General features: G+C 53.5%; 24 protein-coding genes. 15 read left to right on the top strand and 9 right to left on the bottom strand.

The genetic code is table 11. From position 1 onward, the window contains the following. Positions 1-187: 187 nt before the first annotated feature. Complete coding sequence (locus Q9J32_RS00945; protein WP_301884723.1) at positions 188-352, top strand: hypothetical protein; 165 nt, start codon at positions 188-190, stop codon at positions 350-352. Here Q9J32_RS00945 and Q9J32_RS00950 read toward each other — a convergent pair. Together Q9J32_RS00950 and Q9J32_RS00955 are read right to left on the bottom strand one after the other, a co-directional pair. Continuing rightward, a complete protein-coding gene (locus tag Q9J32_RS00950) occupies positions 349-1,134 on the bottom strand; it encodes an inositol monophosphatase family protein (protein ID WP_101136526.1) in 786 nt (261 codons plus the stop codon). The two genes, Q9J32_RS00945 and Q9J32_RS00950, sit on opposite strands and share 4 nt — an antisense overlap. A 9-nt stretch (positions 1,135-1,143) precedes the next feature. Continuing rightward, positions 1,144-1,314: a hypothetical protein gene (locus Q9J32_RS00955; protein ID WP_301884730.1), complete on the bottom strand. Its 171-nt coding sequence runs from the start codon at positions 1,312-1,314 to the stop codon at positions 1,144-1,146. Positions 1,315-1,377: 63 nt separating this feature from the next. Here Q9J32_RS00955 and Q9J32_RS00960 point away from each other — a divergent pair, with 63 nt between their 5' ends. The 4 genes from Q9J32_RS00960 (at position 1,378) to Q9J32_RS00975 (ending at position 5,355) form a co-directional block, all read left to right on the top strand. Beyond that, positions 1,378-2,196, top strand: coding sequence for an RNA methyltransferase (locus tag Q9J32_RS00960; RefSeq protein WP_301884733.1), 819 nt, complete (start codon positions 1,378-1,380; stop codon positions 2,194-2,196). A gap of 70 nt (positions 2,197-2,266) precedes the next feature. Next, positions 2,267-3,124 (top strand): DUF1853 family protein, encoded by an 858-nt coding sequence (locus Q9J32_RS00965; RefSeq protein WP_301884811.1) that lies wholly within the window; start codon positions 2,267-2,269, stop codon positions 3,122-3,124. Positions 3,125-3,158: 34 nt separating this feature from the next. Then, complete coding sequence (locus Q9J32_RS00970; RefSeq protein ID WP_301884812.1) at positions 3,159-4,415, top strand: RsmB/NOP family class I SAM-dependent RNA methyltransferase; 1,257 nt, start codon at positions 3,159-3,161, stop codon at positions 4,413-4,415. A gap of 511 nt (positions 4,416-4,926) precedes the next feature. Beyond that, positions 4,927-5,355, top strand: coding sequence for a DUF4124 domain-containing protein (locus Q9J32_RS00975; RefSeq protein WP_301884735.1), 429 nt, complete (start codon positions 4,927-4,929; stop codon positions 5,353-5,355). Positions 5,356-5,404: 49 nt separating this feature from the next. Here the strand turns inward: Q9J32_RS00975 and Q9J32_RS00980 are convergent, their stop codons facing one another. Continuing rightward, positions 5,405-6,748, bottom strand: coding sequence for an aldehyde dehydrogenase family protein (locus tag Q9J32_RS00980; RefSeq protein ID WP_301884737.1), 1,344 nt, complete (start codon positions 6,746-6,748; stop codon positions 5,405-5,407). 4 nt (positions 6,749-6,752) lie between these two features. Then, positions 6,753-7,406, bottom strand: a complete 654-nt coding sequence (locus Q9J32_RS00985) for a MarC family protein (RefSeq protein ID WP_107819002.1) — start codon at positions 7,404-7,406, stop codon at positions 6,753-6,755. Positions 7,407-7,555: 149 nt separating this feature from the next. On the opposite strand from Q9J32_RS00985, the gene gatC reads away from it, so the two are divergent. The 5 genes from gatC (at position 7,556) to Q9J32_RS01010 (ending at position 12,865) form a co-directional block, all read left to right on the top strand. Continuing rightward, the gene (gene gatC, locus Q9J32_RS00990; RefSeq protein ID WP_301884740.1) at positions 7,556-7,846 is read left to right on the top strand and encodes an Asp-tRNA(Asn)/Glu-tRNA(Gln) amidotransferase subunit GatC; all 291 of its coding nucleotides are present in this window, start codon (positions 7,556-7,558) and stop codon (positions 7,844-7,846) included. Between the two features lie 62 nt (positions 7,847-7,908). Beyond that, complete coding sequence (gene gatA, locus Q9J32_RS00995) at positions 7,909-9,354, top strand: Asp-tRNA(Asn)/Glu-tRNA(Gln) amidotransferase subunit GatA (RefSeq protein ID WP_301884742.1); 1,446 nt, start codon at positions 7,909-7,911, stop codon at positions 9,352-9,354. Continuing rightward, entirely contained in the window at positions 9,351-10,283 is a 933-nt protein-coding gene (locus Q9J32_RS01000) for a VirK/YbjX family protein (RefSeq protein ID WP_124214208.1), read from the top strand. The genes gatA and Q9J32_RS01000 overlap by 4 nt, the downstream gene beginning before the upstream one ends. Positions 10,284-10,325: 42 nt before the next feature. Then, positions 10,326-11,756 (top strand): Asp-tRNA(Asn)/Glu-tRNA(Gln) amidotransferase subunit GatB, encoded by a 1,431-nt coding sequence (gene gatB / locus Q9J32_RS01005; RefSeq protein ID WP_301884749.1) that lies wholly within the window; start codon positions 10,326-10,328, stop codon positions 11,754-11,756. A gap of 98 nt (positions 11,757-11,854) precedes the next feature. Then, on the top strand, positions 11,855-12,865 hold the full coding sequence (locus Q9J32_RS01010) for a 2Fe-2S iron-sulfur cluster-binding protein (protein WP_301884751.1): 1,011 nt from the start codon (positions 11,855-11,857) through the stop codon (positions 12,863-12,865). A 129-nt stretch (positions 12,866-12,994) separates the two neighbouring features. Here the strand turns inward: Q9J32_RS01010 and pdxH are convergent, their stop codons facing one another. Continuing rightward, a complete protein-coding gene (gene pdxH, locus Q9J32_RS01015) occupies positions 12,995-13,627 on the bottom strand; it encodes a pyridoxamine 5'-phosphate oxidase (RefSeq protein ID WP_301884754.1) in 633 nt (210 codons plus the stop codon). A gap of 59 nt (positions 13,628-13,686) precedes the next feature. Between pdxH and Q9J32_RS01020 the strand changes: the two genes are divergently transcribed. Beyond that, on the top strand, positions 13,687-13,839 hold the full coding sequence (locus Q9J32_RS01020; RefSeq protein ID WP_301884757.1) for a hypothetical protein: 153 nt from the start codon (positions 13,687-13,689) through the stop codon (positions 13,837-13,839). An 8-nt stretch (positions 13,840-13,847) separates the two neighbouring features. Then, positions 13,848-14,897: a pseudouridine synthase gene (locus Q9J32_RS01025; RefSeq protein ID WP_301884760.1), complete on the top strand. Its 1,050-nt coding sequence runs from the start codon at positions 13,848-13,850 to the stop codon at positions 14,895-14,897. A 95-nt stretch (positions 14,898-14,992) separates the two neighbouring features. Here the strand turns inward: Q9J32_RS01025 and Q9J32_RS01030 are convergent, their stop codons facing one another. Further along, positions 14,993-15,493: an Imm42 family immunity protein gene (locus tag Q9J32_RS01030; protein ID WP_025457731.1), complete on the bottom strand. Its 501-nt coding sequence runs from the start codon at positions 15,491-15,493 to the stop codon at positions 14,993-14,995. Between the two features lie 58 nt (positions 15,494-15,551). On the opposite strand from Q9J32_RS01030, the gene Q9J32_RS01035 reads away from it, so the two are divergent. Beyond that, positions 15,552-15,965, top strand: a complete 414-nt coding sequence (locus Q9J32_RS01035; RefSeq protein ID WP_025457732.1) for a hypothetical protein — start codon at positions 15,552-15,554, stop codon at positions 15,963-15,965. Between the two features lie 56 nt (positions 15,966-16,021). Here the strand turns inward: Q9J32_RS01035 and Q9J32_RS01040 are convergent, their stop codons facing one another. Both Q9J32_RS01040 and xseA read right to left on the bottom strand, forming a co-directional pair. Then, complete coding sequence (locus Q9J32_RS01040; protein WP_301884764.1) at positions 16,022-17,563, bottom strand: L-lactate MFS transporter; 1,542 nt, start codon at positions 17,561-17,563, stop codon at positions 16,022-16,024. 622 nt (positions 17,564-18,185) lie between these two features. Then, the gene (xseA, locus tag Q9J32_RS01045; protein ID WP_301884766.1) at positions 18,186-19,541 is read right to left on the bottom strand and encodes an exodeoxyribonuclease VII large subunit; all 1,356 of its coding nucleotides are present in this window, start codon (positions 19,539-19,541) and stop codon (positions 18,186-18,188) included. A gap of 196 nt (positions 19,542-19,737) precedes the next feature. Between xseA and nadE the strand changes: the two genes are divergently transcribed. Further along, positions 19,738-20,559, top strand: a complete 822-nt coding sequence (nadE, locus tag Q9J32_RS01050) for an NAD(+) synthase (protein ID WP_301884768.1) — start codon at positions 19,738-19,740, stop codon at positions 20,557-20,559. Between the two features lie 69 nt (positions 20,560-20,628). Here nadE and dnrN read toward each other — a convergent pair whose 3' ends face one another. Further along, positions 20,629-21,102, bottom strand: a complete 474-nt coding sequence (gene dnrN, locus Q9J32_RS01055; RefSeq protein WP_301884771.1) for an iron-sulfur cluster repair protein DnrN — start codon at positions 21,100-21,102, stop codon at positions 20,629-20,631. A gap of 450 nt (positions 21,103-21,552) precedes the next feature. Between dnrN and trxA the strand changes: the two genes are divergently transcribed. Beyond that, positions 21,553-21,885 carry a thioredoxin TrxA gene (gene trxA / locus Q9J32_RS01060; protein WP_111726785.1) on the top strand — a complete coding sequence of 111 codons (333 nt, stop codon included), beginning with the start codon at positions 21,553-21,555 and terminating at the stop codon, positions 21,883-21,885. Positions 21,886-21,897 lie beyond the last annotated feature (12 nt).

Raw genomic sequence — 21,897 nt, forward strand, 5'->3', positions numbered from 1 at the left:
AACGCTCCCTTTATTGATTGTTCAAATTTGAATTGGAAAAGATAAAACCCAAAGGATATTTTGTGCGCGCATTATATTTGATAATCAAAACCATTACAAAACGAATCCATACGCTTAATCTATCCGCCTACCAAATATCGGTTTATTTCTATTTTCAAGTGTGTACTTTATACCACACCGGCAGGGTGTGCCGTCACTCCACGCTTTAGGCGGCAATAAAGGAAAAGTTAACGAACCGACAATATCCGACCAAAAGATTGTTCCGCTTCAAAGCAAAATGCCGTCTGAAATACGGTCGGGTATTTCAGACGGCATTCTATTCTTCCCTTCCTTCGGGAAAGACTCGGATTAAACGTGTGCGGAAATGATTTTTAACATTTGCGCCAGCACTTTGGGATTGGCAGCCACAATATCTCCGCTTTCCAGCCAGCCGTCTTCACCCGTCATATCGGTTACGATACCGCCCGCTTCCTGAACAATCAATGCGCCTGCGGCAATGTCCCACGGTTTGAGGTTGAACTCGAAAAAGCCGTCAAAACGACCAGTCGCTACGGCGCACAAATCCAAAGAAGCCGCGCCTTCCCTGCGTCCGCCAGCGGTTTTTGCCAAAAAGTCTTTCAGAATCGCCAGATATTTGTCCATCATGCTTTGATCGACAACGGGGAAGCCCGTACCGATCAGGCAGCGGTTCAATTCTATGCGGTTGGAAACGCGGATGCGGCGGTCGTTGAGCAACGCGCCTTTGCCGCGCGAAGCCATATATACGTCGTTGCGCTCGGGTGCGTACACCAAAGCTTCCTGCAACACGCCTTTGTGCAGGAGCGCCATAGAGATGGCGTATTGAGGATGGCCGTGGAGGAAGTTGGTCGTGCCGTCGAGCGGATCGATAATCCATTCGTACTCGGCAGTGGCTTTACCGTGGGAGCCGCCTTCTTCGCAAGTGATTTTGTGGTGCGGATAGGCTTCTTTCAAAGCCTCAACCAGGATGATTTCGGAATTGCGGTCAACATCGGAAACAAAATCGTTGAAGGCTTTGCTGTCGGTTTTGACGGCATCGAGGTTGCCTGCGGCGCGTATCATCATCTGACCGGCACGGCGGGCGGCTTTAAAGGCTGTATTCAAAAACGGATTCATCAGATTTCCTTAAGGGTGGCATACCGCCGGTTCGGACGTGCAGTCCTTCGGAGCGGCAAAATCGGAGTTTATTTGGTTGGGGTAAACCCTGCCAAATCGGGTAAAATACCGCCTGACGCGTGTCTGCTTCAGGCGCAACGTTAAATTTCCGACGTTGTTAAAGAACATTTCAGACGGCATTTGACCGTCCGAACGAAAAAGACGGCGCATTATACCCTATTCCATTCCGACCGAAAACCGAACATGACTGCCCTCAAACCCTCCCTGCACGCTTATCTGGACAACATCCGCATCGTCCTGACCCGCACCAGCCACCCCGCCAATATCGGCTCTGCCGCACGCGCGATGAAAACGATGGGCCTGCACAGGCTGACCATCGTCGCCCCCAATCTGATGGCTACGCCGATGACGGAAAACCCGCCCGTTTTCAATCCCGATGACGTGCAAAGTTTTGCACTGCCTGAAGAAAGTTTCATCCTCGCTTCGGGCGCGGCGGACGTATTGCACAACGCCGAAATCGTCGCCACGCTGGACGAAGCCCTTGCCGACACCACCATCGCCTGCGCCCTCACCAGCCGCCGCCGCGAAATCACCGCCCCGTTGCAAACCCCGCGCGCACTCGTTCCCGAGCTGTTGCAGGCGGCGCAACGCGGCGAACAGGCCGCACTCGTGTTCGGCAACGAAACCTTCGGCTTGAGCATCGAAGAAGTCCAAGCCTGCAACCGACTGATGACCATCAACGGCAACCCCGATTATTTCTCGCTCAACCTCGCCCAAGCCGTGCAGGTCGCGTGTTACGAAATCTTCAGCCAGACCGATATGCCCATGACCCACCTGCAACAGGAAGACCATGCCGCGACCCACGAGCAAATCAAAGGTATGGTCGCCCATATGGAAAGCGTGATGGACAGCATCGGCTTTTTCAACCGCCGCAACGGCGAACGCCTGATGCGCCGTATGCAGAGCCTGTTCGGACGCGCCAACACGCAAACGGAAGACATCGACATCCTGCGCGGTTTTTTCAATACGCTGCAACAGCGTCTGAAGGACGGGCAATCCTAAGCACATGCCGTCTGAATCCGCTTTTCAGACGGCATTTCAGGAAAAATCAGAATACAGAAACAGGAAAACCATGAACTACGCCCTCGATGCCCTGTGGTGGAAACTGACCGACCCTGCCGTGCGGGATTTAGCCTCGCTGCTGACCGCGCCGCCTTTGTGGCAAAGCGGTTGTGAATTGAGCGTGCGCGAACTATTAGGGGAACACGGTTTCCGTTACCTTTTGGCATTGGACGCCGATCCCGCTCCGCTGACGGAACACCTCGCCCGACGCGCCCCGTTCGGACACCGCTTGGGCATTTACGCCGAAGAGTTGCTGGCATTTTGGTTTGCCAACGCGCCGCACGCCGAACTGCTCGCACACAACCTGACGGTTTCCGGTTCGGACGGCAATACGCAAGGCGCGGCGGATTTTGTGGCAAGGCTTAACGGCAAGCCCTACCATATCGAGCTGACCTGCAAATACCACGGCGGCGGCACGGGCAAACCCGAAGACATGCGCGGACTCAACCCCAAAGACACGCTGTTGGGAAAAGCCGCCAAGCTGACCGCCCAACTCGGTCTGCCACACACTTCAGACGGCATCCGGACCTTGCGGCAGCACGGTTTGCCACTTACCGTAAAACCCGCGTCCGTCGTGCGCGGCATCGGATTTTTTCCACAAGGTTTCCATGCTTTTGAGCCGCCGCTTAACCCATACGGCTGGCGCGGCATCTATATTCAAGATTGGGCGGAATATGGGTTTGAACGCCAAGAAGCGCGCTACCACCTGCTCGACCGCATGGCCTATCTTGCACCTGCGCGTGTCGCCGAAACCGAAACATTGAACGCAGCCGAAATCCGCCGCATCGACCAAGGCTTGATTGCCGTTTTGGAATGTCGGCCGGACGGCTTTTGGCACGAAATCGAACGCATTATGAAGGCCGTCTGAAACCCTTTACCAACTTTAAGAGAACCCATTAATGATGAACGCCGCACAACTCGACCATACCGCCAAAGTTTTGGCTGAAATGCTGACTTTCAAACAGCCTGCCGATGCCGTCCTCTCCGCCTATTTCCGCGAACACAAAAAGCTAGGTAGGCAGGATCGCCACGAAATCGCCGAAACCGCCTTTGCCGCGCTGCGCCACTATCAAAAAATCAGCACTGCCCTGCGCCGCCCTCACGCGCAGCCGCGCAAAGCCGCGCTCGCCGCACTGGTTCTCGGCAGAAGCACCAACATCAGCCAAATCAAAGACCTGCTTGATGAAGAAGAAACAGAGTTTCTCGGCAATTTGAAAGCCCGTAAAACCGAGTTTTCAGACGGCCTGAATACCGCCGCCGAATTGCCGCAATGGCTGGTGGAACAACTGCAACAGCATTGGAACGAAGAAGAAATCCTCGCCTTCGGACGCAGCATCAACCAAGCCGCGCCGCTCGACATCCGCGTCAATACCTTGAAAGGCAAACGCGATAAAGTGCTGCCGCTGTTGCAAGCCGAAAGCCCCGATGCAGAGGCAACCCCTTATTCGCCTTGGGGCATCCGCCTGAAAAACAAAATCGCGCTTAGCAAACACGAACTGTTTTTAGACGGCACGCTGGAAGTCCAAGACGAAGGCAGCCAACTGCTTGCCTTATTGGTGGGCGCGAAACGCGGCGAAATCATTGTCGATTTCTGTGCCGGCGCAGGCGGCAAAACCCTCGCCGTCGGCGCTCAAATGGCGAACAAAGGCAGAATCTACGCCTTCGACATCGCCGAAAAACGCCTTGCCAACCTCAAACCGCGCATGACCCGCGCCGGACTGACCAACATCCACCCCGAACGTATCGGCAGCGAACACGATACCCGTATCGCCCGACTGTCAGGCAAAGCCGACCGCGTGTTGGTCGATGCGCCCTGCTCCGGCTTAGGCACACTGCGCCGCAATCCCGACCTCAAATACCGCCAATCCGCTGAGACCGTCGCCAAACTTTTAGAACAGCAACACAGCATCCTCGATGCCGCATCCAAACTGGTCAAACCGCAAGGACGCTTGGTGTACGCCACTTGCAGCATCCTGCCCGAAGAAAACGAGCTGCAAGTCGAACGCTTCCTGTCCGAACATCCCGAATTTGAACCCGTCAACTGTGCCGAACTTCTGCAAAACCTGAAAATCGATTTGGATACCGGAAAATACCTGCGCCTCGATTCGGCAAAACACCAAACCGACGGCTTCTTTGCCGCTATATTGCAACGCAAATAAACCGGTTTAAACAAAATGCCGTCTGACCCCTTTTCAAAGCATTCAGACGGCATCCCGTAAATTAAAATACCAAATACCTCAGACAACTTACATCCGACCGATTCAACGTCAAAGACAGAATCACACGCTACTCAAAACGATTCCTATGCGCACTATCCTGCAATTTTCTTTTTCTTTGTCGAAATATACGGTAGCATAAGCATATTCCAATGATATTTTTGGGAATCTGTTTTAGCCCAATATATAGTGGATTAACAAAAATCAGGACAAGGCGACGAAGCCGCAGACAGTACAAATAGTACGGAACCGATTCACTTGGTGCTTCAGCACCTTAGAGAATCGTTCTCTTTGAGCTAAGGCGAGGCAACGCCGTACTGGTTTAAATTTAATCCACTATATAAAGCACCATATTAAGGCGGAGTGTCTTCCCCACTTTGACCCGAACCCGGAAAAGACACCGCCCAAGCCAATCCTGATGCTGCCCCGACAGCCAACCATTAAGGAAATCCTAATGAACTTTTCTTTATCCGTCATCATATTTACCCTCGCCTCTTTCCTGCCCGTCCCGCCCGCCGAAGCCGCCGTCTTTACTTGGAAGGACGGCGGCGGCAACAGCTATTCGGATGTACCGAAACAGCTTCATCCCGACCAGAGCCAAATCCTCAACCTGCGGACGCGCCAAACCAAACCGGCGGTCAAGCCCAAACCTGCCGTCGATAAGAATGCGGACAGTGCGAAGGAAAACGAAAAGGATATTGCCGAAAAAAACGGGCAGCTTGAGGAAGAAAAGAAAAAAATTGCCGAAACCGAACGGCAGAACAAAGAAGAAAACTGCCGGATTTCAAAAATGAACCTGAAGGCGGTGGGAAACTCAAATGCGAAAAACAAGGATGATTTGATTCGGAAATACAATAACGATGTGAACAAATACTGCCGTTGAGCAGCCTCATCGAAAACCCCGATGCCGTCTGAAGCGGCACGGGGTTTGTTTATTTCTGCCAGTAGGTTTTAACGTTGACGAACTCGTACAGCCCGAATTCGGACAGTTCGCGCCCGTAACCGGAATCTTTGACTCCGCCGAAAGGCAGGCGCAAATCGCTGCTGGTATGGCGGTTGATGAATACTGATCCCGCCTGTATTTTTTCGGCAAACCGCCAGGCGCGTTCAGTATCGGCGGTATAAATGCAGGCTCCGAGCCCGAACGGGGAATCATTGGCAAGCGCGATGGCATGTTCTTCGTTTGCCGCACGCAAAATCAGAGCGACGGGGCCGAATACTTCTTCATACCAAACCCGGCAGTCGGGATTTACCCTGTCTAAAACCGTCGCAGGGTAAAACCACCCCGACCCCGGCGGGATTTTGCCCCCGATCAGGCATACCGCGCCGTTTGAAACGGCATCTTCAACCTGCCCGTGAACCCGGTTCCGCAAATCTTCTCGGTGCAGCGGTGCAAGCGTGGTATCGGGATGTTTGGGGTCGCCCATTTTCAATTTGGCGCATTCGGCAAGAAACAGCGGAATAAAGCGGTCGGCTGCGGCTTCAGTTACGATGATGCGTTTGGCGGCGTTGCACGATTGCCCCGCATCGCGGAAACGGGAATAGCAGGCTTCTGCGGCGGCGCGTTCCAAATCGGCATCGGGCATCACGATAAAGGCATTGCTGCCGCCGAGCTCCAACACGGTTTTCTTGAGGTTTGCGCCCGCGTGTGCCGCAAGGATGCGCCCCGTGTACGTCGAACCGGTAAACGCCATCGCATCGGTGTGTTCGATGGCTTTGAGCGTGTCCGCCTCATCCAGCCACGCGCCTGCCAAAGGAATGCCGTCTGAAGCCAAATCGAACAACGCCTGACTGACGCGTGCCACGCTGGGTGCAGGTTTGACGGCGCACGCGTTACCCGCACACATGGCAGGAACGGCGAAACGCAATACCTGCCAGACGGGATAGTTCCAAGGCATGACGGCAAATACGATGCCCAAAGGCTCGAAGCGCACCTGACTCAAACTCGCCTGCGTCGCAATGGTTTTGTGGGCAAGCAGTTCGGGGGCGAGGCGGGCGTAATAGCGTATCAGTTCGATAGACTTGACGATTTCCGCGCGGCATTCGTGCAGGCAGCGTCCGACTTCTTCGCACACCATTTCCGCAAAACGCCCTTTCTCCGCCTCCAAACGGCCGGCAAATTTTTGCAGACGTGCGGCACGATCGGTTACGCCCAATTGCGCGAACGCCCTGCCGCGTATTTTCAAATCCGCCAGCCGCCGTTCAAACTCCGCATAATCTTGAGCTGGGCGGCGGTAAAGCGTTTCGCCCGTAAATACATTGACACTGTGAAACATCGAATCAACCTGCCAGTTGCGGGAATATCGTTTTCAGTCCCGACACAATAATCTCCACCGATACCGCCGCCAGCATCATACCCATAATGCGGTTTAAAATCGTCAGCCCCGTCGTGCCCAGCAGGCGGCTGACCTTCCCAGCAACGATTAAAATGGCATAACAAATCGCACTGACCACCAAACCGGCTGCGATAATCAGCGCGATGTCGCCGTATGTTTTAGCCGCCGAAGCGTAAATAATCACGGTCGAAATACCGCCCGGGCCGATGGTGATCGGTATGGCGATGGGCACGACGGCAATCGCCCCGGCATTGCGGGCGGGGCGCGCCTGCCCCGTTTCCGGCTGCGCGCCGAGATTCTGTTTGGCGGGATTGTCGTTGCCGTTCATCATCGAAATGGCGATCAGCAGCACCAAAATCCCGCCGCCGACCTGAAACGAACCGACGCTGATGCCCAAAACCTTCAACAGCGCACCGCCGATCAGCGCAAATACCGCAATCACGGCAAACACGGCGACGGCAGCCGTCCGCGCGACCTTCCTGCGCTCCTTCGTACTGTGCCCGTTGGTCAGGTCAAGGTAAAGCGACAACGCGCTAAACGGATTGATCAGCACCAAAAAAGCCACAATCAGCTTGCCGATTTCCATACCCAATCCCATTATTTCCCCTCCTTCAAACCCGTGCGGCAGGCATCCGATGCTGCAAATTGCCGCCGCAACGGATTTTTCCGTTATAATTAAAAATTCAAGCAATACGCCCCATCATACCCGAACGACGGTATCTTTACCATCAGACAAGGATGCTTTTCATGGCACTGACACTTGCCGACGTAGACAAAATCGCCCGACTCTCCCGACTGCACCTGACTGCGGAAGAAAAAGAAAAATCGCTTCAAGAATTAAACGACATCTTCTCTATGGTCGAACAGATGCAGAACATCAACACAGACGGCATCGAACCGATGGCGCACCCGCACGAGGCCGCCCTGCGCCTGCGCGAAGACGAAGTAACCGAAACCGACCGCGCCGCCGAATACCAAGCCGTTGCGCCGGAAGTACGCAACCGCCTGTACATCGTACCGCAAGTTATTGAAGAATAATCCGAATACGCTTCAGACGGCATCAGCAATACCGCCCGAAGCCCTTTAAGGATGGAAGATTTATGACCCAATACACATTGAAACAGGCAAGCGTCCTGTTGCAGTCCAAACAGATTTCCGCCGTCGAACTGGCAAGCGCATACCTTGCCGCCATCGCCGAAAAAAATCCCGCCCTCAACGGCTACATTACCATCGACCAAGATAAAACCCTCGCAGAAGCCCGTGCCGCCGATGAACGCATCGCACAAGGCAACGCCTCCGCGCTTACCGGCGTCCCCGTCGCCTACAAAGATATTTTCTGCCAAACCGGCTGGCGTAGCGCGTGCGCTTCCAAAATGCTCGACAACTTCATCTCCCCCTACACCGCCACCGTCGTCCAAAACCTGCTCGACGAAGGTATGGTAACGCTTGGTCGCACCAATATGGACGAGTTCGCTATGGGTTCGACCAATGAAAACTCATTCTACGGCGCGGCCAAAAACCCGTGGAATCACGAACACGTCCCCGGCGGCTCTTCCGGCGGTTCGGCTGTCGTCGTTGCCGCGCGCCTCGCCCCTGCCGCGCTCGGTTCGGACACCGGCGGCTCTATCCGCCAACCCGCATCGCACTGCGGTATCACCGGTATCAAACCTACCTACGGCACGGTTTCCCGCTTCGGTATGGTCGCCTACGCCTCCAGCTTCGATCAAGCCGGCCCGATGGCGCAAACTGCCGAAGACTGCGCGATTCTGTTAAACGCGATGGCAGGTTTCGACCCCAAAGACTCCACCAGCCTCGAGCGCGAAAAAGAAGACTACACCCGCGATTTGAACCAACCGCTCAAAGGTTTGAAAATCGGCCTGCCCAAAGAATATTTCGGCGAAGGCAACAGCGCCGATGTTCTGACGGCATTGCAAAACACCATTGATTTGCTGAAAGCCCAAGGCGCGGAATTGATTGAAGTTTCCCTGCCGCAAACCAAGCTGTCCATTCCGGCCTACTACGTCCTCGCCTCCGCAGAAGCCAGCACCAACCTTTCACGTTACGACGGCGTGCGTTACGGACACCGTGCCGCCCAATTCAGCGATTTGGAAGAGATGTACGGCAAAACCCGCGCCGAAGGTTTCGGCAGCGAAGTTAAACGCCGCATCATGATCGGTACTTATGTACTGTCGCACGGCTACTACGATGCCTATTATCTCAAAGCCCAAAAACTGCGCCGCCTCGTTGCCGATGATTTTCAGACGGCATTTGCACGATGCGACCTCATCCTCGCGCCGACCGCACCCTCCGCCGCACCCAAAATCGGAGCGGATGCTTCGCCGGTTGAAACCTACTTGAGCGACATTTACACCATCGCCGTCAACCTCGCCGGACTGCCCGCATTGACCCTGCCCGCAGGCTTCAGCGGCGGCGGACTGCCCGTCGGTGTACAGCTTATCGGCAACTACTTCGCCGAAGCCAAAATCCTCGGTGCGGCGCATCAAATCCAACTCAACAGCGATTGGCACGGCAAACGACCCGAATGAAGCAGAACCGCACCTTTACCTTCCCCGATTTTCGCACCGTTTACAGCTATGCTCCTTTATATCGGCTGCAACATTTAAAATACACATTGCGAAAATTTTTCGGGAAAAAAGAAATTTACGCCTTCGAGCAGTTTGTCAACGCCTCCCCTATCCGTCAGGGGCTGTTCCTCCACTGCCCGCAAAATGCCTATCCGCTGCTGCGCGAATTTGTTGACAGGCGTTTTAACTGCAAACGCCGTTTAGATGCGATGACGGCAGATTTTCTCATGGCGGAAAAACTGTTCGGCACAGACATTCTGCACCAAATGGAAGACTACCGCTTCCATCTGGTCTTGGCGCACCTTTCAGACGGCATCAGCTTGTGGCTCAACCGCAACGACAACTGCGTCGAAGAAGGCGCGTGGTCTTTATCTTTGCGCGATGAAGCAGGCAACCGGCTGTATATGGCGACCTTCGCCTTTGTCGGCACGCACCTGCTGACAGCCTCCGTACAAGGGCCTGCGGGTGAAGAAGCCAAAGACACCGTCCGCCGCATAACCAAACAACTTCACGGCTTGCGTCCCCAACAACTGATGGTAACCGCACTGCAATATTTCGCCGCCGCATTAAAATTAGACGGCGCGATAGGCATTGCACAAAAACATCAAGTCAAATTACGCTGGAAACTTAAAAAGCGCGTCAAAATGAATTACGACGCATTCTGGCAGGAATACGGCGCAAGTTTGGAACGGGACGGCTACTGGCATCTCCCCCAAACCCCCGCCCGCAAAGACCTTGCCGACATCGAAAGCAAAAAACGCTCGATGTACCGCAAGCGTTATGAAATGCTGGACAACATGGTTGCAGAGATGAAGGACAGTCTGAAAACGGAAGCACGCGGCATTTCAGACGGCATCCAAACGGAAAAACCGCTCCGCCGGACAGCCTGACGCGAAGACTATCGAATTGATATTTTAGAGAAAGAACCTCCTATGACCTGGGAAACCGTAATCGGCTTGGAAATCCACGTCCAATTGAACACCAAATCCAAAATCTTCAGCGGCGCATCGACCGCATTCGGCGCAGAGCCCAACGCGCACGCCAGCGTGGTGGAATGCGCGCTGCCGGGCGTGCTTCCGGTAATGAACCGCGAAGTCGTTGAAAAAGCCATCAAATTGGGTTTGGCCTTGGATGCAAAAATCAACCGGAAAAACGTGTTCGACCGCAAAAACTACTTCTATCCCGACTTGCCGAAAGGCTATCAAATCAGCCAGTTGGATTTGCCGATTGTCGAACACGGCAAATTGGAAATCGTGGTCGACGACGATGTGAAAATCATCAACGTAACCCGCGCCCACATGGAAGAAGACGCAGGCAAATCCGTACACGAGGGCTTGAACGGCGCGACCGGCATCGACCTGAACCGCGCCGGCACGCCGCTGTTGGAAGTGGTATCCGAACCCGAAATGCGCTCCGCCGCCGAAGCCGTTGCCTACGCCAAAGCCTTACACAGCTTGGTAACCTGGCTGGACATTTGCGACGGCAATATGGCGGAAGGTTCGTTCCGCGTCGATGCCAACGTATCCGTTCGCCCGAAAGGTCAAGCAGAGTTCGGCACGCGCCGCGAGATTAAAAACCTCAACTCCTTCCGTTTCTTGGAGCAGGCGATTAATTACGAAGTGGAAGCGCAAATCGAGATTTTGGAAGACGGAGGCACAGTCCAGCAAGCAACGATGCTGTTCGATCCTGAAAAAGGCGAAACCCGCGTGATGCGTTTGAAAGAAGACGCGCACGACTACCGCTACTTCCCCGACCCGGATTTGCTGCCCGTTATCATTTCAGACGACCGGTTGCAAAAAGCCAAAGCAGAAATGCCCGAACTGCCGAAAGAAATGGCGGCGCGTTTCGTGGCGGATTACGGCGTGTCCGAATACGACGCGCGCCTGCTGACCACAAGCCGCGCACAGGCCGCCTATTTTGAAGAAGCCGCCAAAGAAAGCGGACAGGGCAAGCTGACTGCTAACTGGATGAACGGCGAACTTGCCGCTACGCTGAACAAAGAAGGCATGGAACTTGCCGACAGCCCGATTACCGCCCCGCGCCTCGCCGCGCTGGTAGGCAAAATCGCCGACGGCACATTAAGCAGCAAGTTGGCGAAAAAAGCCTTTGAAGCCATGTGGGCGGAACCCGAAGCCACCATTACCGAAATCATCGAAAAACACGGCTTGCAGCAAATGACCGATACCGGCGCGGTTGAAGCCATGGTGGATGAAGTGCTGGCCAACAACGCCAAAGCCGTGGAACAATTCAAATCCGGCAACGAAAAAGCCCTGAATGCGATTGTGGGGCAAGTGATGAAGGCCAGCAAAGGCAAAGCCAATCCCGCGCAGGTTCAAGAGCTGATTAAAGCCAAACTTGCCTGACAAGCAAGATGCCGTCTGAAACCCAAATCCGACGTTCAGACGGCATTTTCACAGTTTTTCACAGTCTGACCACACATTAAAACAGCATAAAAAACAATATGAACCACACCATTACCCTGCCCGACCAAACCACCTTTGCCGCCAACGAAGGCGAAACCGTTTTGGCCGCTGCCGCCCGTCAAAACCTCAATCTGCCCCATTCCTGCAAAAGCGGTGCCTGCGGGCAATGCAAAGCCGAACTGGTGAGCGGCGATATTCAAATGGGCGAACACTCGGAACAGGCTTTATCCGAAGCAGAAAAAGCCCAAGGCAAGATTTTGATGTGCTGCACCACCGCGCAAAGCGACATCAGCATCAACATCCCCGGCTACAAAGCCGATGCCCTACCCGTCCGCACCCTGCCCGCACGCATCGAAAGCATTGTTTTCAAACACGATGTCGCCCTCCTGAAACTTGCCCTGCCCAAAGCCCCGCCGTTTGCCTTCTACGCCGGGCAATACATTGATTTACTACTGCCGGGCAACGTCAGCCGCAGCTACTCCATCGCCAATCCGCCCGACCAAGAAGGCATTTTGGAACTGCACATCCGCAGGCGCGAAAACGGTGTCTGCTCGGAAATGATTTTCGGCAGCGAACCCAAAGTCAAAGAAAAAGGCATCGTCCGCGTTAAAGGTCCGCTCGGTTCGTTTACCTTGCAGGAAGACAGCGGCAAGCCCGTCATCCTGCTGGCAACCGGCACAGGCTACGCCCCCATCCGCAGCATCCTGCTCGACCTTATCCGCCAAGACAGCAGCCGCGCCGTCCATTTCTACTGGGGCGCGCGTCATCAGGATGATTTGTATGCCCTCGAAGAAGCACAAAGGTTGGCATGCCGTCTGAAAAACGCCTGCTTCACCCCCGTATTGTCCCGCCCCGGAGAGGGCTGGCAAGGAAGAAAAGGCCACGTACAAGACATCGCGGCACAAGACCACCCCGACCTGTCGGAATACGAAGTATTTGCCTGCGGCTCTCCGGCTATGACCGAACAAGCAAAGAATCTGTTTGTGCAACAGCATAAGCTGCCGGAAAACTTGTTTTTCTCCGACGCATTCACGCCGTCCGCATCATAATTCCCCGGTATAAAGAAGATTCGGGCTTTCCGTTCGGAACACAAAAAACTTCCCGTCCGTATTTTCCCCGTGAAAAAATGCCGTCTGAAACCCGATTCCGGTTTTCAGACGGCATATGTTTTTTCCTGTTCAAGGCGACAGCCGCTCGCGTATCCAGCCGCCATCCAGCAAACGGTATTGGATGCGGTCGTGCAGCCTGCTCGGCCTGCCCTGCCAAAACTCGATCAAATCGGGAATCACAATATAGCCGCCCCAATGCGGCGGACGCGGCACATGCAAAGGATGTTTGAGTCCGACCGCCGCCGCCTTTGCCACTAAAACCGCCTTGTTCGGAATCACCTCGCTCTGCTCGCTTGCCCACGCACCCAAACGGCTCTGATACGGGCGGCTCTCAAAATATTCGTCCGACAGCTTCTCCGCCAGCCTTTCAACACGCCCTTCCACGCGCACCTGACGCTCCAGCTCCGGCCAAAAAAACGTCATCGCCGCAAACGGACGGGCATCCAGCGAACGCCCCTTGCGACTGTGATAATTCGTAAAGAAAACAAAACCTTCAGAATTAACTTCCTTCAGCAGCACCATACGGCTGTTGGGTCTGCCGCGTCCATCGACCGCCGCCACATTGACCGCCGTCGGCTCGTTGACCTGTGCGCGTACTGCCTCGTCCAACCACCGCTCGAACTGCTCGATCGGATTATCGGCGCAATCGCCTTCCGACAATTCCCGTTTGCTGTAATCTTCCCGAATATTGTGCAAATCCATTTACCGCTCCTCTTATCATTTGAAAGATTCTACTCCCGCACACAAACCGATTTCAACCGTTGCACAAACTTTGTCCCCAAAGCCACAGCGACGATTTCATCCGCAAAACCGCCGCATCAGGTACAATATCGAACCGTCCGACCGAGGGCGGCATTTTATCAACCCGTCCTGCCGCACACGCCGCAGAAGAACCGCCTTATCAGGCGAGTTAGGAAAAATGATGTCCAAGCAACCCACCAGCAAACGCCAATGGCGCGACGGCGCAGCCCCGTCTGCCAAAAAAACCGCCAAACCGTTCAAAAGCAAAGCCCGTCCCAAAGGCGAAACGGGCAAAACCGCATCCCAACCTTACGGACAAAAAGCTTCAGACGGCATCAAGCCGCAACACGCCCCCAAACAGCGCGCCGCCAAAGCCAAAAAACTCGTCGTCCGCAATCCCAACCAAAAAATTATGGAACACGCGCGCGATTTGAAAGAACGCCGCAGCGACCTGTCGCGTATGGAACCCGAACGCCTGCAAAAAGTGCTTGCCGCGTCCGGCGTCGGCTCGCGCCGCGAAATGGAAGAATGGATTACCAACGGCTGGGTAACGGTCAACGGCAAAACCGCGCAACTGGGCGACAAAGTTACCCCCGACGACCACGTTACCGTCAAAGGCAGCATCATCAAACTCAAATGGGCGGATCGCCTGCCGCGCATCATCCTGTATTACAAACAAGAAGGCGAAATCGTTTCCCGTGACGACCCGCAAGGCCGCGTCAGCATATTCGACCGCCTGCCGCAGGCCGCCAGCAGCCGCTGGGTCGCCATCGGACGCTTGGACATCAACACCAGCGGTCTGCTCATCCTGACCACCTCCGGCGAACTCGTCCAACGTTTCGCCCACCCCAGCTTCGAAGTCGAACGCGAATACGCCGTGCGCGTCTTGGGTGGGCTGACCGGCGAACAAATGCGCGTCCTCACCGAAGAAGGCGTGATGCTCGAAGACGGCTTGGCAAAAGTCGAACGCATCCGCGAACAAGGCGGCGAAGGCGCGAACAAATGGTACAACGTCGTGATTAAAGAAGGCCGCAACCGCGAAGTGCGCCGCATATTCGAAAGCCAAGGACTCACCGTCAGCCGCCTTGTGCGCGTCGGCTTCGGCCCCATCGGACTGCCCAACCGCCTCAAACGCGGACAGTTCTACGAACTCAACCCCGCCGAAGTCGCCAACATCATCAAATGGGCGGACATGCTACTGCCGGGAGAACGCCGCCGCAAAAAAGCCTGAAAGTAAAAATGCCGTCTGAAACGCCACACCTTCAGACGGCATACTGTGAAATTTTTCTACCATAGTCTTAGCCTATATTAAAAAATTATTAAAAATCATTCATTTATTTTCACAATATTATATTTAATATTATTATCGATAGCTTCCTTAAAAATTAGTATACTATTTTCAATTATCTTCTTCTCTAATTCAAACTCAAATAAATCGTTGCAATCGTATTCATAGCTATAATTTGAAAATGTATTTTCACGTAATTTCCATAAAAATGAAACACGATTTTTATTATTAAAATAATACATTTGATAATCATCAAATGAATCCCCAAGCCCTACAATATATTCACTAGTGGTCTCATCATTGATTAGATAATAAAATTTCCTATTGGTATTGGAATTAATAATATCTTCCGGTAATCTAATTTGATTCGATAAACATCGCTCAAGGCGGGCTATAAATACGGGAATATAGGTCTCATCATTAAATGTTCCTAGCGGTATAGAATTTATCCAAATTCTCAATGGTATTGTGGAATAATAGGATTTTATTGGTAGCTTGGTTACTTCAATAGCAAAAAATTTCTTACATCCAAATATCATAATTAGTATCCTTTCCGTATTTCTTTGGGGAATGTCCCCATAATCCCGAGGATGCCCCGTGTTCGACTACCTCAAACACAAAATCAAAACCTACGCCGTCAACCCCCTTACCGGCATGGTTCACGAAAAACAGGAAGCACTTGCCCGCAAAACCGCCGAACGGGCCGCGACCATACTGTTTTGGCTGACTGCCGGACTGACCGACATTTTCACCCTTATCCTCGCCTTGCTCAGCCTTTCCCTGCTTATCGGACAACTGCTGGGCAGCTATCTGTACGGCCTCTTCATCTTTACCGCCCTATTCATCCTAATTTTCCTCATCCTCCTATCCGTACGCAAGCGCATCGAAACCGCCGTCCGACAAGCACTGTTCCGTCTCCTCAAACCCCAAATCCCCCAAGAAAGCCAAAACGCGGACGGCATCACCGACAACACGGCACATTCCCTTCCCAACCAAGACAACCCGACCTGAAACAAAATGCCGTCTGAAACATCTACTGTTTCAGACGGCATTTTATTCGGGCGTTTTCAGGAGAAAAGGTCGAGTGCTTTGACAAAGACCATCACCACGCCGTAGGCGAGCGGTATGACGGCCAATGCCCAACGCCACCAGACCGATATGCCGCCGCCGGAAACTTTTTCGCCCACAAGGTAAGCGTCGGATATGGCGGTTTCGTCGTCGGGGTTACCGCTGCGTGCGGCTGCCTTGATGTCTTTTTCGTGGTGTTTTTCGTGTACGGATTTGACGGCGAGGTTGCACAACAAACCGATAATCAGCAAGCCCGCCATAATGTACATGGTTACGCTGTATGCCTGTGCCGCCGGTATGCCGCTGTCGATTTGGCTTTGGCGTATGTAATTGACCAGTACCGGGCCGATAACGGCGGCGGTTGACCAGGCCAGCAGGATGCGCCCGTGAATCGCACCGACCTGATAGGTGCCGAACAGGTCTTTCAGGTAGGCGGGAATGGCGGCAAATCCGCCGCCGTACATGGAAATAATCACGCAGAAGCCAATGATGAACAGGGTTTTACTGCCGCCCTCGCCGATGGAGGGAACGGCGAAATACAGCAGCGAACCGAGTACGAAGAAGATGGTGTAGGTGTTTTTGCGTCCGATTTTGTCGGAAACGCTCGACCATAAAAAGCGTCCGCCCATATTAAACAGGCTCAGGAGGCTGACGAAGCCTGCCGCCGCACCTGCGCCGACTGCCGCCTGCCTGCCTGCCGAGGTTTCGGAAAAGAGTTCTTGAATCATCACGGATGCCTGACCCAATACGCCGATGCCGGCTGTTACGTTCAGGCACAATACCCAGAACAACAGCCAAAACTGCGGCGTTTTCATGGCTTGGGACACGTTGACATGATTGCTGCTGACCAGCTTGTTTTGCGTTTTCGGCGCGGTATAGCCTTCAGGTTTCCAGCCGTCGGCAGGTACGCGGATGGTAAACGCGCCGAACATCATCAGTGCGAGGTAAAGCAGGCCCAATACGGCGAAGGTTTCGGCAACCCCGACCGAAGCGGCGTTTGAGAAGGCATTCATCAGTGATACGGAAAGCGGCGAGGCCAGCATTGCGCCGCCGCCGAAACCCATAATCGCCAAACCAGTCGCCATACCCGGCTTGTCGGGAAACCATTTCATCAGTGTGGAAACCGGCCCGATATAGCCCAAACCCAAGCCTACGCCGCCGATGACGCCGTTGCCCAAATAAAGCAGGAAGAGGTTATGCGTACTCACGCCGAATGCGGATACGAAGAAGCCCAAGCTGAAGCAGCATGCGGCGGCAAATATGGCTTTGCGCGGCCCTACCCGTTCCATCCACGTACCGAACAGGGCGGCCGACGCGCCCAGCATCGCAAGTGCGATACTGAAAATCCAACCTACGGTCGTCAGCTTCCAATCTCCGGCCGCCGATTCGGTTATGCCGATAAGTTTGGTCAGCGGCGCGTTGAATACGGAATAGGCGTAAATCTGCCCGATGGCAAGGTGCACCGCCAATGCTGCGGGCGGTACGAGCCAACGGTTGAAACCCGGCTTGGCAATACTTGCCTCACGGTCTAAAAACTTCATAACATCCTCTTTCTGTCAGTTGAAAAATAAAATTTCATTTGCTCAATGAAAACTTATTGAAAATTATAAAAAAATATCGGGTCGGGTTTTTATCCGCCCCAAGATGCCCCGTCTGAAACATTTTTGGCGTACGGAAAGGTTTCTGTTTTTTCCGATAAATTCCTGCGGCTTTTCGCTTCCGGATTTCCGCTTTTGCGGGAATGACAAATTAAGGATTATCTTAAGGTCAAGGGACTGGATTCCCGCTTTCGTGGGAATGACGGCGGCGGGTTGCTGTTTTTTGTTTATAAATTTCTGTAACTTTGAATTTCAGCCATCTTCAATAAATTATCGAAACGTATCAATCGTCATTCCCGCGCAGGCGGGAATCCATCCACTTCGTTCGATTTCATTTTTTTTTTTCGAGTAACTTCTGACTCGTCATTCCCGCGTAGGCGGGAATCCATCCACTTCGTTCGATTTCATTTTTTTTTTCGAGTAACTTCTGACTCGTCATTCCCGCGTAGGCGGGAATCCGGTTTTTTGAGTTTCAGTCATTTCTAATACATTCCCACCACTTTTCCCTTCCGGATTCCCGCTTTCGCGGGAATGACGGCGGCAGGGGAACTGTTTCCGATTGGGTTTAAATGCAATCGAACAAATCCTGCTGCCCTTGTTCTTTGCTTACGCGCACGTCGGTTTCGCCGTCAGCGAAAGTAATGTGCAGCTTCTGCCCCTGCTTCAAAACATCGGCGTTGCGGATGACTTGTCCGCGTGTGTTTTTGACGACGGAAAAGCCGCGCTCCAGAATGTGCTGCGGCGAAACGGCTTCGAGCAATGCGGCTTGGGCAGCCAGACTTTGGCGGCGGCGGGCGAGCAGCTGGCTGAAGGCGACGGGCAATGCCGTCTGAAGGCGGACGATGTTGTGTTTGTAAATGGAAACATCAGGACGGTAATGTTGCAGGGCTTGGGTTTGGCGTTCAAAACGGGCGGTGTGGGCGCGGAGGTTTTGCGTCATCGAGTAGGACAGGGTTTGCGCCAGCTTGCCGATTGAAGCGCGCTGCTCATCAAGTTTTTGGCGCGGGTGGCGGATTTGCCGCGCGAGCCAGTCGAGTTTTTGGCTGGCATCGAAATAGCGTTGTTCCAAAACGGTTTTCAGACGGCCTTGGGCTTGGGCGAGACGTTGCAGCGATTCTTGGCGGTTGGGGCTGACCAATTCTGCCGCGCCGGTCGGCGTGGGCGCGCGCACGTCGGCGACGAAATCGGCGAGCGTGAAATCAGTTTCGTGTCCCACGCCGCTGACGACGGGAATCGTGCAGGCTTCGATTGCGCGCACGACCGGCTCTTCATTAAACGCCCACAAGTCTTCAATGCTGCCGCCGCCGCGACAGACAATCAACACATCGCATTCGGCGCGTTGCGAAGCGGTTTTAATCGCTTGGGCAATTTGCAATTCGCTGCCTGTGCCTTGTACGGGCGTCGGATAAACGATAACGGGGATTTCGGGCGCGCGGCGGTTTAAGGTGGTAACGACATCGCGCAATGCCGCCGCCGCCAAACTGGTTACGATACCGATACATTGCGGCCGGACGGGCAAAGGTTTCTTGCGTTCCGCTGCAAACGCGCCTTCCGCCTGCAACTGCGCCTTCAACCGCTCATAGGCTTCGTAAAGCTGCCCCAAACCTTTGAGCCGTACTTCGTTTACGGTAATTTGAAATTCGCCCCGTGCCTCGTAAATGCTGATTTTCCCCGCCACTTCGATATGGTCGCCTTCTTTCAAAGGCTTCGCCAAACGCGCCGCCGCACCCTTGAACATCGCGCAACGCACCTGCGCGCGGCTGTCTTTGAGCGAGAAATAATAATGTCCGCTGGCGGCGCGGGTCAGGTTGGACACTTCGCCCGCAATCCACAAACCGGCAAGGTGGTTTTCCAAAATACTTTTGGCAAATGCGTTCAACTCGGAAACGGACAACACGGCAGAATGAAAAAAATCAGACATCGAATCAATCAAATAATAAAAAATATGAATGTGTTTTGAAGCCCAAGGCGGCATTGGGCCGCCTAAATTGTCAACAATATTATAACACGCGCCATCTTGCCGCCCGCCTTTTCCCGTATGACTTTTTTAAGCGGGGAATGGGAAAAATATTCATCAACCCGCCCGCAATCTATTCAAATTGCACCGCCGGCAGGCTATGATGCGGATATTTTCAACAGGAGGAAAAATGGATACGCAGGCAGTTATCACACATATTGTCCGATGGTTGGACGAATACGCCGCTCAGGCAAATGCAAAAGGGTTTGTCGTGGGCGTTTCCGGCGGTATCGATTCCGCCGTCGTCTCCACGCTCGCCGCCCGCACCGGTCGCCCCACGCTGCTTTTGGATATGCCGATACGCCAACACCCCGACCAGCTTGAGCGGGCAAGGCGGCACATCCGCAACCTGCAAGGGCAATATGCCAATATAAGCGCACAAACGGCCGATTTGACCGACACGTTCCAGACCTTTGAGCAAACCGTCGGCGTTCATCAGACGGCATTTGCCAATCAGCCGCTTTCGCTCGCCAACGCCAGAAGCCGCCTGCGTATGCTGACACTCTACTACTACGGGCAGGTGCACGGGCTGCTGGTTACGGGGACGGGCAATAAAATCGAAGATTTCGGCGTGGGCTTTTTTACCAAATACGGCGACGGCGGCGTGGACATCAGCCCGATTGCCGACCTGACCAAAACGCAGGTTTACCGACTTGCCGAAGCATTGGGCGTGGACGAGGCGATTCAAAAAGCCCCGCCGACCGACGGCCTGTGGGATACGGAACGCACCGACGAGGAACAAATGGGCGCAAGCTATCCCGAACTGGAGTGGGCAATGGGCGTGTACGGCACGCGCAAACCCGAAGATTTTGAAGGTCGGCGGCGCGAAGTTCTGGAAATCTATACGCGGCTTCACCGCGCCATGCAGCACAAAATCAACCCAATTCCCGTGTGCCGCATTCCGCCCGAATTGCTGGGCTGAAACATGAAAATGCCGTCTGAAACGGAAAACCGTATTTCAGACGGCATGGAAATATCCGACTCCTATCCCTTAAGAATCAAGTACGCGGGCAAACAGAATATCGTTTTCCAAATGAATGTGGTCATTCAAATCCTCCACCATTTCTTTGGCCAAGGCGTAAAGCCGTGTCCAGCTTCCGCAGGCTCCTTCGGGCGCGTGGAAATCATTGGTCAGCTCTTTGAGCCGTGCGATGGCGCGGTCGTGTTCTTCATGTTCGTGCATCATCACGCTGATGGGCATCGCCGCACCCCGACCGACACCCTGATTAATCATCGGAAACAGCATCCTTTCCTCTTTCATCAGATGCATCAGCAGCTCGTTCTGCATATAGGCAAGCAGCTCGGCAATTTCCGCCGGAAAGGTATCGGCATGGACTTGGGCCACTTTTTGCGCCAGCGGCACCAATTCTTCAAATTGTGCACGGTGTACATTGTGGTAGCGTTGCAGGATATGATCGACAGTCGCACCAAAGGGAGCGGTTTCCCAAACGGAAAAATCAGTCATGGCAGGGTTCCTTTTATAGGGTTTTAGGGGTTATTTTTAACATTCATATTTTAAGAATCTATTTAAACAAAGCATACACCGCCCGCGCGCTTCTGTACAGCCTCAAACGTATGGTGGATTAACAAAAATCAGGACAAGGCGACGAAGCCGCAGACAGTACAAATAGTACGGAACCGATTCACTTGGTGCTTCAGCACCTTAGAGAATCGTTCTCTTTGAGCTAAGGCGAGGTAACGCCGTACTGGTTTTTGTTAATCCACTATATTTATTACATTTTGATAATAAAAGTAATTTTCAGAAAAATAATTCGACCCGTGCCGTCGGCTGAATTTGTAAAGACGATGGGAGCGGTACAAAAAAACTATTATCCGAACATCCCCCTTGAAATTTTTACGTTCAAGCCCTATTCTGCACACTATCCCACTAATCCAAACCTAAAAGGAAAATTTGATGAGCAGCGAATTGATTGTACACACCAGCGATGCCGCTTTTGAAAAAGACGTTTTAAATGCAGATACCCCCGTCCTGCTGGACTTTTGGGCTCCTTGGTGCGGCCCCTGCAAAATGATTGCCCCTATTTTGGACGATATCGCCGCCGAATTCGAAGGCCGTCTGAAAGTGGTCAAACTCAATATCGACGACAACGAAGTCACCCCGTCCCGTTTCGGCGTACGCGGTATTCCGACCCTGATGGTATTCAAAAACGGCGAAGTCGTCGCCACCAAAGTCGGCGCATTGGCAAAAGGTCAGCTGACTGCCTTTGTTGAGGCTTCCATCGCCTAACGGCAATATGGA

The organism is Neisseria uirgultaei, from assembly GCF_962719845.1.
GTDB lineage: Bacteria > Pseudomonadota > Gammaproteobacteria > Burkholderiales > Neisseriaceae > Neisseria > Neisseria bergeri.

Bases quoted from the DNA above. Each gene is read 5' to 3' on its own strand.
- Q9J32_RS01000 (WP_124214208.1), top strand. From the start codon at position 9,351: ATGAAGCAGAACCGCACCTTTACCTTCCCCGATTTTCGCACCGTTTAC.
- Q9J32_RS00960 (WP_301884733.1), top strand. From the start codon at position 1,378: ATGACTGCCCTCAAACCCTCCCTGCACGCTTATCTGGACAACATCCGC.
- pdxH (WP_301884754.1), bottom strand. From the start codon at position 13,627: ATGGATTTGCACAATATTCGGGAAGATTACAGCAAACGGGAATTGTCG.
- Q9J32_RS00980 (WP_301884737.1), bottom strand. From the start codon at position 6,748: ATGTTTCACAGTGTCAATGTATTTACGGGCGAAACGCTTTACCGCCGC.
- Q9J32_RS01030 (WP_025457731.1), bottom strand. From the start codon at position 15,493: ATGATATTTGGATGTAAGAAATTTTTTGCTATTGAAGTAACCAAGCTA.
- Q9J32_RS00970 (WP_301884812.1), top strand. From the start codon at position 3,159: ATGAACGCCGCACAACTCGACCATACCGCCAAAGTTTTGGCTGAAATG.
- nadE (WP_301884768.1), top strand. From the start codon at position 19,738: ATGATGCGGATATTTTCAACAGGAGGAAAAATGGATACGCAGGCAGTT.
- Q9J32_RS00965 (WP_301884811.1), top strand. From the start codon at position 2,267: ATGAACTACGCCCTCGATGCCCTGTGGTGGAAACTGACCGACCCTGCC.
- Q9J32_RS00955 (WP_301884730.1), bottom strand. From the start codon at position 1,314: ATGCCGTCTGAAATGTTCTTTAACAACGTCGGAAATTTAACGTTGCGC.
- trxA (WP_111726785.1), top strand. From the start codon at position 21,553: ATGAGCAGCGAATTGATTGTACACACCAGCGATGCCGCTTTTGAAAAA.
- Q9J32_RS00975 (WP_301884735.1), top strand. From the start codon at position 4,927: ATGAACTTTTCTTTATCCGTCATCATATTTACCCTCGCCTCTTTCCTG.
- gatB (WP_301884749.1), top strand. From the start codon at position 10,326: ATGACCTGGGAAACCGTAATCGGCTTGGAAATCCACGTCCAATTGAAC.
- Q9J32_RS01025 (WP_301884760.1), top strand. From the start codon at position 13,848: ATGTCCAAGCAACCCACCAGCAAACGCCAATGGCGCGACGGCGCAGCC.
- gatA (WP_301884742.1), top strand. From the start codon at position 7,909: ATGACCCAATACACATTGAAACAGGCAAGCGTCCTGTTGCAGTCCAAA.
- gatC (WP_301884740.1), top strand. From the start codon at position 7,556: ATGGCACTGACACTTGCCGACGTAGACAAAATCGCCCGACTCTCCCGA.
- Q9J32_RS01010 (WP_301884751.1), top strand. From the start codon at position 11,855: ATGAACCACACCATTACCCTGCCCGACCAAACCACCTTTGCCGCCAAC.
- Q9J32_RS01040 (WP_301884764.1), bottom strand. From the start codon at position 17,563: ATGAAGTTTTTAGACCGTGAGGCAAGTATTGCCAAGCCGGGTTTCAAC.
- xseA (WP_301884766.1), bottom strand. From the start codon at position 19,541: ATGTCTGATTTTTTTCATTCTGCCGTGTTGTCCGTTTCCGAGTTGAAC.
- dnrN (WP_301884771.1), bottom strand. From the start codon at position 21,102: ATGACTGATTTTTCCGTTTGGGAAACCGCTCCCTTTGGTGCGACTGTC.
- Q9J32_RS00985 (WP_107819002.1), bottom strand. From the start codon at position 7,406: ATGGGATTGGGTATGGAAATCGGCAAGCTGATTGTGGCTTTTTTGGTG.
- Q9J32_RS00950 (WP_101136526.1), bottom strand. From the start codon at position 1,134: ATGAATCCGTTTTTGAATACAGCCTTTAAAGCCGCCCGCCGTGCCGGT.